This window comes from Alteromonas sp. 5E99-2, from assembly GCF_017368475.1.
Taxonomy (GTDB): Bacteria; Pseudomonadota; Gammaproteobacteria; order Enterobacterales; family Alteromonadaceae; genus Alteromonas_F.
Genome location: NZ_JAFNJE010000014.1, coordinates 1 through 16488, shown reverse-complemented (window position 1 = coordinate 16488; position 16488 = coordinate 1). Strand labels below are relative to the sequence as shown.

Genomic DNA, 16488 nt, shown 5'->3' with positions numbered 1-16488 from the left:
TTCCATTGTTTTACTCATCTTACCTAAAATGGGTTCGTATGTTTTGAAATCAATATGGCCAATCCGTTCCCAGAATGAACCGATTTATTTTAATAGCGTACTTAATTAGACCTGAACAACGGATTAATATTGTGAAATTTTTTTTCTCCGAGTTGATAAATCATACAATTAGCATTGATTTACTTGAAGTTCATTCATTTGAAATGAATGTATATTTAGTGTCAGTTACGGTTGGTCAGCAATCAGGTATGGTGTATGGAAACAATAACAGGCCGAAGCGTTTTGTTAGTGCTGAGCATATACGAGAAGCATTTGAACCCGTTTCAATTGATAAAGCCGTGATGGTACACGACACGCCTTATGATGAAATGATTGGCAATCCACCTAAAGCGAAACATTCGATGGCTTTACCTTTTTCAATGCGGCAACCTTATTGAATAGAGCGTTAGTTTAACCAAGGTGATAGCAAACTTCGTAAATCTACTCTCGCTTTTAACCGTTTTGCCAATAAATACAGCCCGCCTAATTTTCTGTGCACAAATACTGCGTCTGCAGGAGGCGTATGCCAAAAATCTTCCTCAAAGCTCAGTGCCCAACCAAGTTCTTGTAGTTCAACCCCTGATTCGTTCTCAGCAAAATTATGCCCACCTTCGCTGTGTAGCGGCTTACAGGCAATTTCGAGCATTTGTAGGATCATGCTGAGTTGACGCTCGGTGGCGTCTTCATTTGCAATGCCAATTGCACAGGCTGCGTCTAGCATGGCTTCAGTGTTACCACAGTAAGCCGCATTAATTAGTGCTAAATAGCCTTGAGATAATGCTGAAGGAATTGGCCTTGTTGCGCCAAAATCCAGTAAAACCCATGTGTTGTCGGTTAAATCAACTAAGTAATTGGCAAGGTTGGGGTCGGTTTGTATAAACCTAAATTCAAACACTTCGCGGAAAAACAAAGCGAATAGTGATGTCATCATGTTATTTCGCGTTTCTTGCGAAGCGTGCTCTAGGGCGCCTATTGGCTCACCTTTTAAAAAGCTCATCGCCAGCACCGTCTCTCGCGTCCATGTGTGATTTACACTTGGGCAACGATAGCGTTCGTCATCATCAATTAATTCTGCGTAGCGCTCTAACATTTGTGCTTCATGCTGGTAGTCTGCTTCATGATGAAGTTGTGCTTTTGCTTCAGTAAGCAGCGGGGTGATGTTGGCATTGTCTGGGATCACACCTACTAACTTTATTAAGCCTATTACATTGTCTACGTCGCTGTTTATACTCTTTTTTATACCTGGATACTGTACTTTGACGGCTAAGGTGGTGCCGTCCATTAAAATGACTTTATGCACTTGCCCAATGGATGCTGCAGCGATAGGGGCATATGAAAAATACAACAACTCATCTTTCCACCCCTCTCCCCAGGCTTCATCAAGAACGTTTTGTAACTGATCTTTTGGCATAGATTCAGCGTCGTCTCTTAGGCGAGCTAATATGGCGGATAACTCTGGCGGTAAAAACTCACCGTCATCGATAGATAGCAGCTGACCAATTTTCATTGCTGCACCGCGCATATTAGCGAGCTGATCTGTGATCCGCGTTATGTTCGAAGGCGTGAGTACTAATGATTTAAGTGATGGTCGCTCCCCAGATAATAGTTTCATTGTGCCATTAGCGACAACATTGCCTGTGACTCTTGCCGCTAATGAACCCATTTTTCCGAAGCGGCTAATACGGGAGGTGGGAACCGCTTTTCCGGATGATTTGTCTGTCATTGTTTATACTTTCAGCGCAAAGAGTTAATAAACCCATAATGGCTGGGTTATTTTCGTCTAGCAAGGTGAAATACCTTTTAATTGATCGGAAGGTTTTCTATCCTTGCCGTATAGATTTTTTTACAACGGTTTAAGATGTCTAATTTCAAGTGGAAGCGCGCGGTTATAAAAGTCGGTAGCTCTTTAGTTTCCCCTACAGGGGAAGGGTGTAGTGCTGAATTTTTGCTACCTCTTGCTCAGTTTGTTAGTGCTGCTCATAAACAGGGAAAAGAAGTCATTATTGTGTCGTCGGGAAGCGTTGCGGCAGGGCGGAGAATTGTACCGGTAACCCATACACCTTCAATTGCAGAAAAACAAGCAATGGCGGCCATAGGGCAAACGCAAATGATGGCAAATTGGCAGCGTTTTTTTGATCGGCCTTGTGCGCAAATACTACTAACTTATGCCGATCTAAAAAATAGAACGCGTTACGTTAATATTAAGCGAACACTCGCTGCATTGTTGAAGCACGGAGCTATTCCCATAGTAAATGAGAACGACACTGTCGCCGTAAATGAATTAAAAGTCGGGGATAACGACAATTTGGCTGCGTATACTGCCATTGTATCTGGTGCTGACACCCTTGTAATTTGTTCTGATATTGACGGTTTATTCACTGCCGACCCAAGAAAAGATAAAGATGCTTCTTTGATCCCTAAAGTTACTCAAATAGATCAAGCTTTGTTTGACCTCGCAGGTGGAGCAGGCTCTAAAGTAGGGACTGGAGGTATGAAAACCAAGATAGAAGCAGCGCAAAAGTGTATGGGAAGTGGGATTCAGGCTCTTATTGTGAATGGTCGCACATCGAGTACATTTGACGCGTTAAGAGATAATGAATGCCCAGGGACTTTATTTGTTCCGGAAGCGTCAGACCACAGTGCTCGTCGTTTATGGCTTACTCATACATTAGATTGCCAAGGAAAGGTATTTGTTGATGCTGGTGCTAAAAATGCGCTCATTAATACTGGAGCATCGTTATTGCCGTCAGGTGTTGTAGGTGTTGAAGGGCAATTTGAAGCGGGCGATGCAGTTAATATTTTTTATAAAGATGACCTAATTGCAAAGGGGTTAGTGTTGCTTGATTGCCAAGATTTAGAGCGTGTTATCGGTTTGCAGTCTAAGCAAATGGAAGCAACTCTGGGGTTTAGTACCAGTATTGAAATAGTGCACAGAGACGACTTGGTTTTATTGCCTAAGTCCGATAACGATTAATCGAGCAAACTCAAAAATAGTTCCCTGTCAGTGTTCCAAATACTAGCGTAAATCGCTGCGACTTGTTTGGCTGACAGGCGAGACGAATCAACGAACAAAGTGTAGTTTCTATTTAGCACGTAGTTCGAGAGTTTTACGGTTACGTCTGGGTCTTGTAAATTATTTCCCAATCTGATTTTTGTGGCATTTGATGGTGTTAACTTTTTACACACTTGAATGTCGCTATTATTACTAAATTCAATGACATGCCGATCGCTATTAAAGGTTTTTTCTACAAAGACTAAGTCGGCTTCGTAAATATTGTCGACGAGTTCGAAAGATACATCGTAAGGGTAAACGGAATCGCCTACCTTAACGCTGTAATCAGCATCAATAATCAAATTAGAAAAATAATAAACATGCTCGAGATTGTTAGAACAGCGCTTTTCCAATGAAACATCAAAAGAAGCGTTTGCAAATGAACTGATGAAAAAGCACAGAACAAAGGTGACGGAAAACTTCATGTTAGTTCCTACAATAAAAAAACGGCTGTCTTATTATGTCAGTATAAAACATACAGCGCAGATCAACACCCTCTAATAAATCTCTTTCTCACCATTGATATAAGTAGAGGTGACTTTTCCAAGTTCACTTAAAACGGTGAAACTGGCGCTATAGCCAGGTTCAATTTTTCCGTAGATTTTATCTAAGCCAAGCATTTTAGCTGGGTTTAATGACGCCATAGTTATCGCCTCAGGCAACGAGACATTACAAAATTGTTGTATATTAATTACGGCATCTTGCATCGATAAATGAGAGCCAGCTAATGTGCCTGAGTCACTGAGGCAGCGACCGCCGCTCACGGATATTTTTTCTTTACCGAGTTCAAAATAGGGCTTTGTTCCGCCTACGGAAGGCATAGCGTCTGTGACTAATATTGTGTGGTGAGGTTTCGCTTTAACTGCGACGTTAAGCGCCGCAGGGTGTACATGATGACCGTCAGCAATAACACCGAAATAAGCTGAATCGGAACTCAAGGCTGCACCTACTGCCCCTGGAGCACGGCTTTCTAACGCAGACATGGCATTATATAAGTGTGTGTAACCAGATAACCCACTTTTTTCGGCTTCTACACATTGTTCATAGGTAGCATTGGTGTGGCCTGCAAACACAATACTGCCAGACTCCACTAACATCTCAATAATGTGGCTATCAACGCTATCTGGCGCCAATGTGACAAGGGTTTTGCCTCGTTTCAACGATGAAATCGTTGGTATTAATGCTTCGGTAAGGTCAATAAATTTGGATGCGTCGTGAATGCCTTTTTTATGTTTATTTAAAAAAGGGCCTTCTAGGTGTATACCAATTACGCCAGCAACATTGTCAGCGATAGCTTGATCTACCGCTTCTATCGCTGCTTTTACCTTATCAATATCATCGGAAATTAACGTGGGTAAACATTGAGTCGTACCGTATTTTCGGTGTGCTGACGCAATGCTTTTAATATTTTCTACACTAGGGTTGTCGTTGAATAAGGTATCCCCTCCACCATTTACTTGAATGTCTAGAAAGCCAGGGGTTAACGTGTGTCCCTGCAAATCATCTATTTCATAATCAGCTGGAATAGCGGCATTGGAAACTAGCTTAACTATCATGCCTTTATCTACTAAAATCGCAGCGTCTTGGCTTTCAGACGTGTTTGAAAAAAGCTTGAAGTTTGTAAGTGCGAACTTGCGCTTCATGATATGATTTTAAATATATTTTGTTATTAATCTTTACTTTTAAATATACAGTGAGATGCGAAGTCTTTGGCTTCGTTTGCTGTCCAATCGCCCTTGGACTTTTCTTTTAAGTCTTTACACCAAGCTTCGCTACCTACTTTGGGTGAGCATGCTGAGAGCAATATTACAGATGAAATTAAAGTGATGGCGGTGAGTGCTTTTTTCATTATGTTGTTTCCTTTTATTGTTATTGACCAATAACATGCCGTTAAAGCGCTCAAAGTGCAATACAAAAATAACTCACTTATTGGGTTTCTTTCTCAAGGATTAATGAAAGCAAGGCTGCAGCGGCTTTTGCGTCGGATAATGCACGATGATGGCTTTCCATAGAAATATCGAAATGTGCCGTTAAATTGGCTAAAGAATAACTAGCTAACCCTGGAAATGCCTGCCTACATTGTTGAACGGTGCAAAGTTTTGGTCGTCTGTAATGCCGATGCAAGCGAGCAAATTCGTGTTTAATAAAACCGAGATCGAAGTTCACGTTGTGGGCAACAAAAAGCGTGTTTTCAGTGTATTGGTCCAGTGCGTCGGCAATGTCACTAAATAAGGGGGCATCCGCAACCATAGCGTTAGTAATTCCTGTTAAACGAGTAATAGCGCTGGGAATGTGTCGCTGCGGGTTTACCAAGGTTTGCCAAGTGTCTATAACGCGGTTGCCTTGCATTTTTACTATACCAATTTCTGTTATTCGATGATGCTCTGCTTTCCCCCCAGTGGTTTCAATATCAATTACACAATATAGCTGATTGGGATCTCGTACCCACTCTACTTGAGTTATTTGAACGTCAAATCCTAGCTTTTGTAATTTTTGTATAGTAATTAATTGATTGCGACGTAATGAATCCCCAGGCGCTTTAATTTCTTCAAAGCGCAGCTGGTTATTGTCTATCACCATTATATCGGGATAGCCGTCACATAAAGCGTTGTAGTCTTGGCTCATCGCTTTAAGTTGGGCGAGAATACTTGATAGTGAAGCATGTTGTAATAATGGTTTTAAACGATCGACAAGGTGACTTCGCCATTTAAATATGGAGTTGCTTTTACCATAGTGTTTTGTGGCATTTTTTAGCAAAAAAGAAAACAAATCGTCATTGTTTTTAAAAGAATTTAAGTGTCTATCAATAGTTTCACTGTGAGTTTTGTAAAATGTACCTTGCTTTAAAACTGGTGGCGCTCGTTCAAATTCGTTGCTCAAGTTAGCACAGTCTTGTTCGTACAAAACCGACCAAAAACACAGACCAAAAAGACTACGCCATAATTGGTTTTCTGTACGAATCGCGAAGATGTTTTTTCTTGAGTAATAGGCAACTACGCCTTGTTCTACTTGGGTGTTGTATCGGCTATCAATAGGCAGGCATCGGGTCGCCTTTCGCAGCATATCAGTTAATGTACTGGTGCGCTTTTTCTGATATTTACGGGCGTAAAAGTCTTCTGCGAAAACGAGTAAGGTTTCTGAAGAGCCTGATTCAATAATTTCATTTAACCGTTTTTCAACGAGCTCTTTGTTTCCATCTTTATATTGTTCGCGGATCCAAAGCTCTTGTGCTTTATCGTTTTCAGACAGGGCTAATGCATTCAACGCCCATTCTTTTTGAGCGTCTAATGCGCTTCTTCCTACCTTGTAAAGCCAGGTGTTTTTTGCGTTAACTCCATAGGCAGAAGTGACTTCTGGAAGAGTGTCTAAGTTAGTAAGTGCAAATTTTCTCTTCATATCAATAAATTCAGTGTTTTTTGAATAAAAAAAGGCGTTTTTTGCGTCATCTTCACTGTTGAATTTAGGCTCTCCTGTGACTGCGTCTGAACGGGTTTTTATCACCCCTAAATCTCGCATTGAAAATTGACTAAGAGTTCCCTTCATATGACCAAAATATAAAAACAATAAAAACTGTAGAGGGACGTCAAATTGACGAACAATAAAAGGCATATCAATGAGCTCATGAATTTCACCTATGTTTACGTGTTCGCAAAAATAACGTTGAAGTGCGGCTTTTTTTATCGAGCTTTTGGGAAGTGTTGCGCCTTGGTGTTTTAATAACGTAAGTAATTCTGATTTTGGTAGGGCTTCGGCTAACAATTCTGGAGTAGCCTGAGAAAGCGGAGAAACCCACCCTATTGATATGAGTTGCTCAATTAACGGAGCAGGATCGCCTATTTCCTCGTAATAGAGAGTTTTTAAAGCCACAACAGGATGTTTTCTGTTTGCTATACGTACAATTAACGCTTGCAGTGATTTATCTGTTTGCTTGAATTGCGTAATAAATTGTTTTGCTTCTGTTGAAAGCAAGTGCTTATGAGTACCTTCAAAGAACTGTAAAAATTCGTTGAAGTGGGCTAGGTAATAAAAAGCAGGAAGCGTTTTTTTCATAATAAATTGCGAAAACAGAGGCTGTATATATATACAGCTATCATTTCATATAATTCACGACTGAGCAAATGATCCAAATCACTTAAATGAATAATCCAAAATGGCAGCGTATACGTACACCTTTTTATTCATTAGTTATTAGAGTTCGCCAACGAGCCTTGGCCTCTAAATTCGAGTGTCCTTATTGTATGACGTACAACGATATAGAAATTGACTTTCAAAACGACATAGAGCAAACCCAAATAGTAGACTGTCAAATATGTTGTCAGCCTATCGATATAATTGTTCACAATAATGAGTTCGGTATACAAATTGAGGCGAAACGGGACTATGATTAAAACTTTTTTCCGCAGTGATATCGACAATATGGAAACGCGGTATCGCGCCCATTTTGTTAATAGTTTGTCTGGTTTTAAAAGCGCAAACTTAGTGGGGTCAATTGATCAACAAGGTATAGAAAATCTAGCTGTGGTGAGTTCCGTTGTGCACTTGGGAGCTAATCCTCCTTTAATGGGTATGGTTATGCGTCCACACACAGTGCGGCGAGATACGTTAGAAAATATTAAAGCGACTAAGGTTTACACCCTAAACCATATTGGTGTTGATTTTGTTGAACAAGCTCATCAAAGTTCAGCTAGCTACCAAGCAGAAGAAAATGAATTCGATAAAGTGGGACTAGACAGCGAGTATTTAAGTGATTTTATTGCCCCTTTTGTACAGCAAAGTGCAATTAAATTAGGTATGGCGTTGGTAGAAATTGTACCTATAAAGCACAATGGCACAGTCTTAATCATTGGCGAGATTGTTCAGGCTCATGTCGCAGCCAATGCTATTCAGTCAGATGGATTTGTATCGCTATCGTCCAAAGGAATTGTGGCCATAAATGGCCTAGATGCTTATGTCACTCAGCAACAAGAAAAGCGGTTTCCTTACGCGAAACCCTAAACCTGTAATATAATGCCTTCATTCAACCTTATTATTGTGTTGCTGGCGTTGTAACGGCGCTGGGTTTAACTATGCCTTGGATTCAACTTAAGATAGATACAAATGCTCAAAATGCAGAGCCTCTTGGCGATGTGTTATCAGATGCTGGTGCATTAGCCGTGACTTTTCTAGACGCAAAAGACACGCCGATGTACGAGCCTAAGCCCGGGGAAGTCATGTTGTGGCCTGATACTCGCGTGGTTGGGCTGTTTGATGCGCAAACGAATATTGAATCCTTGATTAACGAGTTAGTTCAAAGCAATAAGTTAAGCGCAGACATCCCTTGGAAAGCCGATCCACTAGAAGATAAAGATTGGGAGCGGGAATGGATGGATAACTTTCATCCTATGCAATTCGGGAAAAAACTTTGGGTCTGTCCAAGTTGGCGTGACGTGCCTAACCCTGATGCTGTGAATGTAATGCTAGATCCAGGTTTGGCTTTTGGTACGGGAACTCATCCTACAACGTCTTTGTGTTTGCAATGGTTAGACAGCCAAGCGATACAAAACAAGACCTTTGTTGATTTCGGCTGTGGTTCAGGAATTCTCGGCGTGGCTGCACTTAAATTAGGTGCTGAAAAAGGCATTGGCATAGATATCGACCCTCAAGCACTGCAAGCCAGTATGGAAAATGCGAGACGTAACGATGTCGATAGCGCACTTGAGGTGTTTTTACCAGAAGATCAACCAAGCTTGCAGGCTGATTTTGTATTTGCCAATATTCTGTCTGGACCGCTTATTTCTTTGCGTGAAACCATTTCCGCTTTTTGTAAACCCGGTGGCAAATTAGTGCTATCTGGAATTCTGGCTGAACAAGTTCCGAATATAGAGAAAGCCTATGGTCAAGATTTCGAATTAGAAGCCAGTAAAATAGACGGTGAATGGGCTCGTGTTTCTGGACTTCGCAAAGCAACGTAAATGTCAATACTCAAAGTCAAAAAATTGTGTGATTTTTAGCCTTTTCAAGGCGTGAAAAAATGCGTAAACTTAGCGCCCGCTTTAAATGAGCGGTTGTTTTTTGTTCGATTAAGGCTGTAGTAATGAAAATTGGCGAGTATTCATTAAAGAACAATGTGATTCTCGCGCCTATGGCTGGCGTAACCGATAGACCTTTTCGCCAAATGTGCGTGCGTATGGGGGCGGGCTTAGTAGTTTCCGAAATGCTGTCGAGTAATCCTCGGGTGTGGAATACAACTAAATCTAAACAACGTATGGATCACGCTGGCGAAACGGGAATTCGTTCGGTGCAGATAGCCGGCTCAGAGCCTGAGCTTATGGCGAGTGCAGCAAGAATGAACGTCGAACAGGGTGCCCAAATTATTGATATCAATATGGGGTGCCCCGCAAAAAAAGTGAACAAAAAACTCGCAGGCTCAGCATTGTTGCAGTTTCCAGACCGTGTAGAGAGGATTCTTCACGCAGTGGTAAATGCAGTTGATGTACCTGTAACACTGAAGATTAGAACGGGTTGGAACCCTGAAAATCGAAACGGTGTAGACATTGCCCGTATCGCGGAAAATTGCGGAATTAGTGCGTTGGCAGTGCATGGTAGAACCAAAGCCTGTATGTACAAAGGCGATGCCGAGTACAACACGATAAAGGCAATTAAAGCCGAGGTTTCTATTCCTATTGTTGCTAACGGTGATATTACATCGCCAGAAAAAGCAAAAGCAGTGCTGGATTTTACTGGTGCTGATGCAGTGATGATAGGTAGAGGAGCTCAAGGTAACCCTTGGCTCTTCAAACAGATAAATCATTATCTTAAACATGAAAAGCTGCTAGCGCAGCCTTCTTTAAATGAACAAAGAGATGTGCTCATTGAGCATTTGATCAATGTTCATCAGTTTTATGGTGATGTAATGGGCGTACGTATAGCGCGTAAACACGCAGCTTGGTACCTTGAACATCACGACAAGGATCGTCAATTTAGGCGTGTTTTCAATGCTATTGAAGCTGAAACGGACCAGCTAGAGGCTATTGAAAACTATTTTTTGTTGTTGCAGCGAGAAGATTCAAACCCTGTTTCTCCTGCTGCATGAGTATTGATAAGTAAGCGAGTATTATGTTCGATCAAAATTTAACTTCACCTTTCACCACAACAGTGACAACTCCGTCACAAACGCAAGCGCAAAAACCATTGCGTGACTCTGTTAAGCAAGCGGTGAATAAGTATCTTGTTCAATTAGATAACACCAATATCGATAATTTATATGACTTGGTATTGGCCGAGGTAGAAGCGCCATTGCTAGATGAAGTTATGACCTTCACTCGCGGTAACCAAACCCGCGCAGCCATAATGATGGGGATTAACCGTGGCACGTTGCGCAAGAAGTTAAAGCAATACGGAATGAACTAAAAATTAAGGGCTTTGCCCACTTCAGAAGAGCACCAATTGGTGCTCTTTTTGTTTAACCTCTTAATTACAGCGATCTATTATGCAAGAACTAAAGTCTATTAAACGCGCACTATTAAGTGTTTCTGATAAGTCAGGTATTGTCGAATTGGCAACGTTTCTTCACCAAGCCGGAGTTGAACTGTTATCTACTGGCGGTACTGCCAAATTACTTGCCGAAAACGGTCTTCCAGTAAAGGAAGTGTCTGAGCATACAGGTCATCCAGAAATTATGGATGGTCGAGTTAAAACACTACATCCAAAAGTTCATGGCGGTATTTTAGGACGACGTGACGTAGATGCAGCGGTGATGGCCCAACATGAAATTGCTCCTATTGATTTGGTGTGTGTAAACCTTTATCCGTTTGCACAAACTGTTGCAAATCCGGACTGTTCTCTTGTCGACGCAATTGAAAATATCGATATTGGTGGTCCGACTATGGTTCGTGCTGCTGCAAAAAATCACAATGACGTATGCATTATTGTTAACGCAAGTGATTACCAAGCAGTAATAAAAGAAATGTCAGATAACGACAATCAACTGTCCATAGAAACACGTTTTGACCTAGCGATTAAGGCTTTTGAGCACACCGCTGAATACGACGGCATGATAGCTAACTATTTTGGTTCCCGTTTAAAAGACAGCGAGTCTAATTTTCCCCGCACCTACAATATGCAATTCACTAAAAAGCAAGATTTACGCTATGGTGAAAACAGCCATCAGGATGCGGCGTTCTACGTTGAAAACAATGTACAAGAAGCATCTGTTGCTACGGCAACTCAGCTACAAGGTAAAGCATTGTCGTTTAACAATATTGCAGACACAGATTCAGCATTAGAGTGTGTAAAAGAGTTTAACGAGCCAGCGTGTGTCATAGTGAAGCATGCTAATCCTTGTGGTGTTGCGCTAGGCGACTCCATTCTTACAGCTTACGACCGTGCGTTTAAAACCGACCCGACATCTGCATTTGGCGGCATTATTGCGTTTAACCAAACATTGGACGGACAAACAGCCCAAGCCATTATCGATCGTCAATTTGTTGAAGTGATCATCGCTCCGACAGTGAGCGACGAAGCAAAAGCTATTTTGGCCGCTAAGCAAAATGTACGTGTTTTAGAATGCGGAGACTGGCAAGGTCAGCTTACTGATGGAAGTGACTTCAAACGCGTTAACGGTGGTTTACTCGTTCAAGACCGCGACTTTGGTATGGTTGAGCAAAGCGACTTAACCGTGGTGACTGAAAAGCAACCTACTGAAGACGAGTTACGAGATTTAATGTTTACATGGAAAGTGGCGAAATACGTTAAATCTAACGCCATTGTTTATTGTAAAGACAGCATGACTATTGGTGTAGGTGCAGGGCAAATGAGCCGTGTTTATTCAGCCAAAGTTGCAGGTATTAAAGCGGCTGACGAAAACCTTGAAGTCAAAGGGTCAGTAATGGCATCTGACGCATTTTTCCCATTTAGAGATGGTATCGATGCAGCAGCTGAAGCTGGAGTGACCGCAGTCATTCAGCCAGGTGGTTCAATGCGCGATGATGAAGTTATCGCTGCGGCTAATGAACATGGCATAGCTATGGTCTTTACTGGCATGCGTCACTTCCGTCACTAAGCCGGTTTATTTAAGGAGTTCACAATGAATATACTTGTTATTGGTGGTGGCGGTCGCGAACATGCGCTTGCATGGAAAGCGGCTCAATCTGAATTAGCTACTCAGGTTTTTGTTGCGCCAGGTAATGCGGGAACGGCTAACGAACCTAAATTAACCAATGTTAATGTAGGTGTTGAAGACGTAGCAGGGCTTATTGCCTTTGCAAAAGACAACGACGTTGGATTAACCATTGTCGGCCCTGAAGCACCTCTTGTTATTGGTGTTGTTGATGCATTTGAAGCGGAGGGCTTAATGATTTTTGGTCCGTCGAAAGCGGCATCTCAACTTGAAGGCTCTAAGGCATTTACGAAAGATTTCTTAGCCCGTCATGCTATTCCAACGGGATATTATGAAACCTTTACCGAAATCGAGCCTGCATTAGATTATGTGCGTAAACAAGGTGCTCCAATCGTAGTGAAAGCCGATGGTTTAGCTGCGGGTAAAGGCGTTATTGTTGCAATGACCTTAGATGAAGCGGAAGCGGCAATTAAAGATATGCTTGCCGACAACAAATTTGGTGATGCGGGCAGCCGTGTCGTCATTGAAGAATACCTTGATGGTGAAGAAGCGTCATTTATTGTTATGGCTGATGGTGTGAATACGGCATCGTTTGCGACTAGCCAAGATCACAAACGCGCGTTTGATAAAGATCAGGGGCCAAATACCGGTGGTATGGGGGCTTATTCTCCTGCGCCCGTGGTGAGTGCAGAAATTCATCAGCGTATTATGGATGAAGTCATTGCGCCTACTATTGCTGGAATGGCAAAAGAAGGCATGCCGTATAAAGGTTTCTTATACGCAGGCTTGATGATCATGGCTGATGGAACGCCGAAAGTGATTGAGTTTAATTGCCGTTTTGGCGACCCAGAAACTCAGCCTATTATGTTGCGTTTGCAATCCGACCTCGTTGCCTTATGTCAAACAGCCTGTAAAGGCGAGCTAGCAGGTACTTCTATCGAGTTTGATAAAAGAGCATCGGTAGGGGTTGTACTTGCTGCTGGTGGGTACCCTGGGTCGTATAGCAAGGGTGATGTAATTCAAGGCTTAGACCAAGCGAGTCAATTGCCTGGTAAAGTGTTTCATGCGGGGACGGCGTTAAATGGCGATGATGTGGTGACTAATGGCGGACGTGTTTTATGCGCTACAGCCCTTGGGAATACAGTGTCTGAAGCTCAAAAAGCGGCGTATGATTTAGCTAACGCTATTTCATGGAAAGACGTGATGAAACGCTCTGATATTGCTTACCGCGCGATTGCTCGAGAACAAAGCAAAGCTTGATTATTGCAACAGACACACTTATAACTGGGGTTTGCGTAATCTCTAGGTAAACGAATTGTGTCTGTTAAGCACCCCATTATAGCGATAACCGGCTCCTCTGGAGCCGGAACATCTACCACAACGAATGCGATTCAGCATATTTTTCGTAACCTTAATGTCAATGCAGCCTTTGTAGGTGGAGACAGCTTTCATCGCTTTACTCGGCCTGAAATGGAAGTGGAAATAAGAAAAGCTCAAGAACAAGGACGGCACATTAGCTATTTTGGCCCTAAAGCCAATGACTTTGAATTACTCGAAGCTTTATTCAAAAGTTATGCTGAAAAAGGCGTAGGTAAATTTAGGCAATATTTGCACACCTTTGATGATGCTGTGCCATTTAATCAAATGCCTGGTACTTTTACACCTTGGCAAGATTTGGCATCTGATACTGATTTGTTGTTTTATGAAGGGTTACATGGTGGTGTGGCTACAGATGAGATTGATGTAGCTCGCCATGTAGATTTATTGGTTGGCATGGTGCCTATCGTTAACTTAGAGTGGATACAAAAAATTGTTCGCGATACCACAGACCGAGGTCATTCCCGTGAAGCCGTAATGAGCAGTATTGTTCGAGGCTTAGATGATTATTTTCATTACATCACTCCTCAGTTTTCACGCACTCATGTTAATTTTCAGCGAGTCCCTACTGTTGATACATCAAACCCTTTCAGCGCTAGAGATATCCCCACCCAAGATGAGAGCTTTGTGGTGGTGCGTTTTCGTCGAGAGATGAAAAATGTGAATTATCCCTACCTTCTACAAATGATAGATGGCGCTTTCATGTCTCGGATTAATACCCTTGTTGTACCCGGCGGAAAAATGGGGCTAGCGATGGAGTTAATACTTACTCCGTTATTAGAAGAGCTACTGGATAAAAAGCGTCGCGCCGGAATGCAAATGGATTGGGTGACGGGTAAGTAAATTCTCGATAAATCGTCGAAATTCTATTGTGAAGCATGGTAATATTTATGTTATCAAAATGTAAAAGGCTTAGCGTTTTGCTAAGCAAACATGGAGTGACGATTTTTGAGCAGCTTAGATGTAACAAATGTTGTGATTGTGGGCGGCGGCACTGCGGGTTGGATGGTTGCAGCCGCTTTCTCTAAAATACTGAATTTAAAAAAAATAGGTATCCACCTCGTAGAATCAGAAGCTTTAGGCACTGTGGGGGTGGGCGAAGCAACCATTCCTCACATTAAATACTTCAACCGGCTAGCAGGCCTAGATGAACAAGCGTTTCTAAAAGCAACTAATGCCACTTATAAACTCGGTATTGAATTTGTTGATTGGGGGAAGCTCGGCGACGCATATGTTCATCCTTTCGGACCTTATGGTATGGACATGCAAAGCGTACACTTTCATCACTCTTGGCTGCGCCAACAGAAAAAAGGGACGGCTAAGCCCATCGACGAATTTAGCTTAGCGGGTATGGCTGCAAAAGCGGGCAAATTTCAACATCCTCGTACCGATTTACAATCGTCTCCAATGAGTTCAATTGATTATGCTTATCACTTTGATGCAACAAAATACGCTGAGTTTATGCGTAGCGTATCTGAGTCTCGAGGGGTAAAACGAACCGAAGGTAAAGTCGTCAGCGTTAAACAAAATATCGACAGCGGAAATATCGAGAGTATTGAGCTTGAAAACGGGCAAACCATTGATGGTGACATGTTTATTGATTGTTCTGGTTTTATTGGGCTATTAATAGAAAAAACACTTAAAACTGGATACGAAGATTGGTCTCACTATTTACCGTGTGACCGAGCGGTGGCCAGATTAAGTGAACGATTAGATGAGTTAGTGCCCTATACCCGATCTACTGCCAAAGCTGCGGGGTGGCAATGGCGTATTCCACTGCAATCTCGTACTGGTAATGGCTATGTGTATAGCAGTGACTATATCAGCGATGATGAGGCTGTAGCCACATTGAATGAAGGGCTAGATACGGCGCCGTTATCTGAACCCAGACTATTGCGTTTTAAAACGGGTATTCGTAAGAAAACATGGAATAAGAACGTAGTGGCAATAGGCTTATCCGCAGGTTTTTTAGAGCCACTTGAATCTACCTCTATTCATTTAATTCAGTCTGCTATCGCTCGTTTGATGACAAACTGGCCTGATAAAACCTTTAATCAGCCTGATATCGATTACTTTAACCGCAAAACCCAGGAAGAGTATGAACAAGTAAGAGATTTTCTTATTTTGCATTATCACGGGACCACACGAGACGACAGCCCATTTTGGAATTATTGCCGAACCATGGAAATACCAAAAACCTTGTCTGATCGGATTGCAATATATAAAGAAAATGCCCGTTTATACCGAGAAGATTTAGAGCTATTTAGCCCAGTCAGTTGGTTTGCTGTGTTTAATGGGCAAAATATCACGCCTGCGCGCTATCATCCGTTGGCAGATACTTTAGATGATGCATCATTAGAACTTAGAATGACGGAATTACACAGAGCGACACAGCGCTGTTTAGAGGTGATGCCTCAACATGAAGTTTATCTGAATAAAGTAATCGGGTAGTAAGTGTTCACTTAAACAAAAAAACCGCCGAAAATTTCAGCGGTTTTTTATTGTCTAGAGTTTAAATGTTAAAAGGTATATTGCACACCGAAGTTAATCCGACGGTCGAACAGGAAGCTCGAACGCTGGAAGGTTTCACCGGCGCTATTCAATATATCTCGTGAGGTTTGCGCTTCATCCGTTAGGTTTGTACCTTGTATTCTAACTTGTAGAGCATCGGTAATTTGATAACGGACAGAGGCATCAAGGGAGAAGTTAGCGTCTTGGATATTGGGGTTACCTGTAATGAAGGTTTGGTACGAGTTCAAGAACTCGTCACGCCATTGGTACGCAATACGCACTTCTAATTTTTCGTCTTGGTATATGCCCACTAGGTTAGCAAAATTTTCTGATTGGCCAATTAAGCCATTGAGGTCAGGTACTCGGAATATAGTTGAGCCGTCGTCGGGCATTCCATCTTCGTCTTGATCCA

Annotated in this window: 16 protein-coding genes and 1 pseudogene; 11 read left to right on the top strand and 6 right to left on the bottom strand. The window is 42.1% G+C overall.

Annotation, left to right across the window (positions count from 1 at the left end):
- Positions 1 to 128: 128 nt before the first annotated feature.
- Positions 129 to 437, top strand: a complete 309-nt coding sequence (locus tag J3L16_RS13645) for a DUF6482 family protein (protein ID WP_207613639.1) — start codon at positions 129 to 131, stop codon at positions 435 to 437.
- Between the two features lie 8 nt (positions 438 to 445).
- Here J3L16_RS13645 and J3L16_RS13640 read toward each other — a convergent pair whose 3' ends face one another.
- Entirely contained in the window at positions 446 to 1762 is a 1317-nt protein-coding gene (locus tag J3L16_RS13640; protein WP_207613552.1) for an AarF/ABC1/UbiB kinase family protein, read from the bottom strand.
- A 135-nt stretch (positions 1763 to 1897) separates the two neighbouring features.
- Between J3L16_RS13640 and proB the strand changes: the two genes are divergently transcribed.
- Entirely contained in the window at positions 1898 to 3013 is a 1116-nt protein-coding gene (proB, locus tag J3L16_RS13635; RefSeq protein ID WP_207613551.1) for a glutamate 5-kinase, read from the top strand.
- Here proB and J3L16_RS13630 read toward each other — a convergent pair.
- The 4 genes from J3L16_RS13630 to J3L16_RS13615 all read right to left on the bottom strand — a co-directional run bounded on the left by J3L16_RS13630 (position 3010) and on the right by J3L16_RS13615 (position 7141).
- Positions 3010 to 3516 carry a hypothetical protein gene (locus tag J3L16_RS13630; RefSeq protein WP_207613550.1) on the bottom strand — a complete coding sequence of 169 codons (507 nt, stop codon included), beginning with the start codon at positions 3514 to 3516 and terminating at the stop codon, positions 3010 to 3012. The genes proB and J3L16_RS13630 overlap by 4 nt on opposite strands.
- A gap of 72 nt (positions 3517 to 3588) precedes the next feature.
- Positions 3589 to 4734, bottom strand: a complete 1146-nt coding sequence (gene nagA / locus J3L16_RS13625) for an N-acetylglucosamine-6-phosphate deacetylase (protein WP_207613549.1) — start codon at positions 4732 to 4734, stop codon at positions 3589 to 3591.
- A 26-nt stretch (positions 4735 to 4760) separates the two neighbouring features.
- Complete coding sequence (locus tag J3L16_RS13620) at positions 4761 to 4940, bottom strand: DUF3012 domain-containing protein (protein WP_207613548.1); 180 nt, start codon at positions 4938 to 4940, stop codon at positions 4761 to 4763.
- 77 nt (positions 4941 to 5017) lie between these two features.
- A complete protein-coding gene (locus J3L16_RS13615) occupies positions 5018 to 7141 on the bottom strand; it encodes an exonuclease domain-containing protein (protein WP_207613547.1) in 2124 nt (707 codons plus the stop codon).
- Between the two features lie 137 nt (positions 7142 to 7278).
- On the opposite strand from J3L16_RS13615, the gene J3L16_RS16320 reads away from it, so the two are divergent.
- From J3L16_RS16320 to J3L16_RS13570, 9 genes are all read left to right on the top strand, one after another.
- The gene (locus tag J3L16_RS16320; RefSeq protein ID WP_347564683.1) at positions 7279 to 7479 is read left to right on the top strand and encodes a CPXCG motif-containing cysteine-rich protein; all 201 of its coding nucleotides are present in this window, start codon (positions 7279 to 7281) and stop codon (positions 7477 to 7479) included.
- Entirely contained in the window at positions 7472 to 8086 is a 615-nt protein-coding gene (locus tag J3L16_RS13605; protein WP_207613545.1) for a flavin reductase, read from the top strand. The genes J3L16_RS16320 and J3L16_RS13605 overlap by 8 nt, the downstream gene beginning before the upstream one ends.
- A 71-nt stretch (positions 8087 to 8157) precedes the next feature.
- The gene (gene prmA, locus J3L16_RS13600) at positions 8158 to 9042 is read left to right on the top strand and encodes a 50S ribosomal protein L11 methyltransferase (RefSeq protein ID WP_207613544.1); all 885 of its coding nucleotides are present in this window, start codon (positions 8158 to 8160) and stop codon (positions 9040 to 9042) included.
- Between the two features lie 122 nt (positions 9043 to 9164).
- Positions 9165 to 10163: a tRNA dihydrouridine synthase DusB gene (gene dusB, locus J3L16_RS13595; RefSeq protein WP_207613543.1), complete on the top strand. Its 999-nt coding sequence runs from the start codon at positions 9165 to 9167 to the stop codon at positions 10161 to 10163.
- 23 nt (positions 10164 to 10186) lie between these two features.
- Positions 10187 to 10480, top strand: coding sequence for a DNA-binding transcriptional regulator Fis (gene fis, locus J3L16_RS13590; RefSeq protein ID WP_207613542.1), 294 nt, complete (start codon positions 10187 to 10189; stop codon positions 10478 to 10480).
- A gap of 79 nt (positions 10481 to 10559) precedes the next feature.
- The gene (gene purH / locus J3L16_RS13585; RefSeq protein ID WP_207613541.1) at positions 10560 to 12131 is read left to right on the top strand and encodes a bifunctional phosphoribosylaminoimidazolecarboxamide formyltransferase/IMP cyclohydrolase; all 1572 of its coding nucleotides are present in this window, start codon (positions 10560 to 10562) and stop codon (positions 12129 to 12131) included.
- Between the two features lie 24 nt (positions 12132 to 12155).
- Positions 12156 to 13448 (top strand): phosphoribosylamine--glycine ligase, encoded by a 1293-nt coding sequence (purD, locus tag J3L16_RS13580; protein ID WP_207613540.1) that lies wholly within the window; start codon positions 12156 to 12158, stop codon positions 13446 to 13448.
- Between the two features lie 57 nt (positions 13449 to 13505).
- Positions 13506 to 14408, top strand: coding sequence for a phosphoribulokinase (locus J3L16_RS13575; RefSeq protein WP_207613539.1), 903 nt, complete (start codon positions 13506 to 13508; stop codon positions 14406 to 14408).
- Positions 14409 to 14513: 105 nt separating this feature from the next.
- Entirely contained in the window at positions 14514 to 16016 is a 1503-nt protein-coding gene (locus tag J3L16_RS13570) for a tryptophan halogenase family protein (protein ID WP_207613538.1), read from the top strand.
- A 68-nt stretch (positions 16017 to 16084) separates the two neighbouring features.
- Here the strand turns inward: J3L16_RS13570 and J3L16_RS13565 are convergent.
- Positions 16085 to 16488: pseudogene (locus J3L16_RS13565) on the bottom strand (TonB-dependent receptor); the annotation flags it as partial.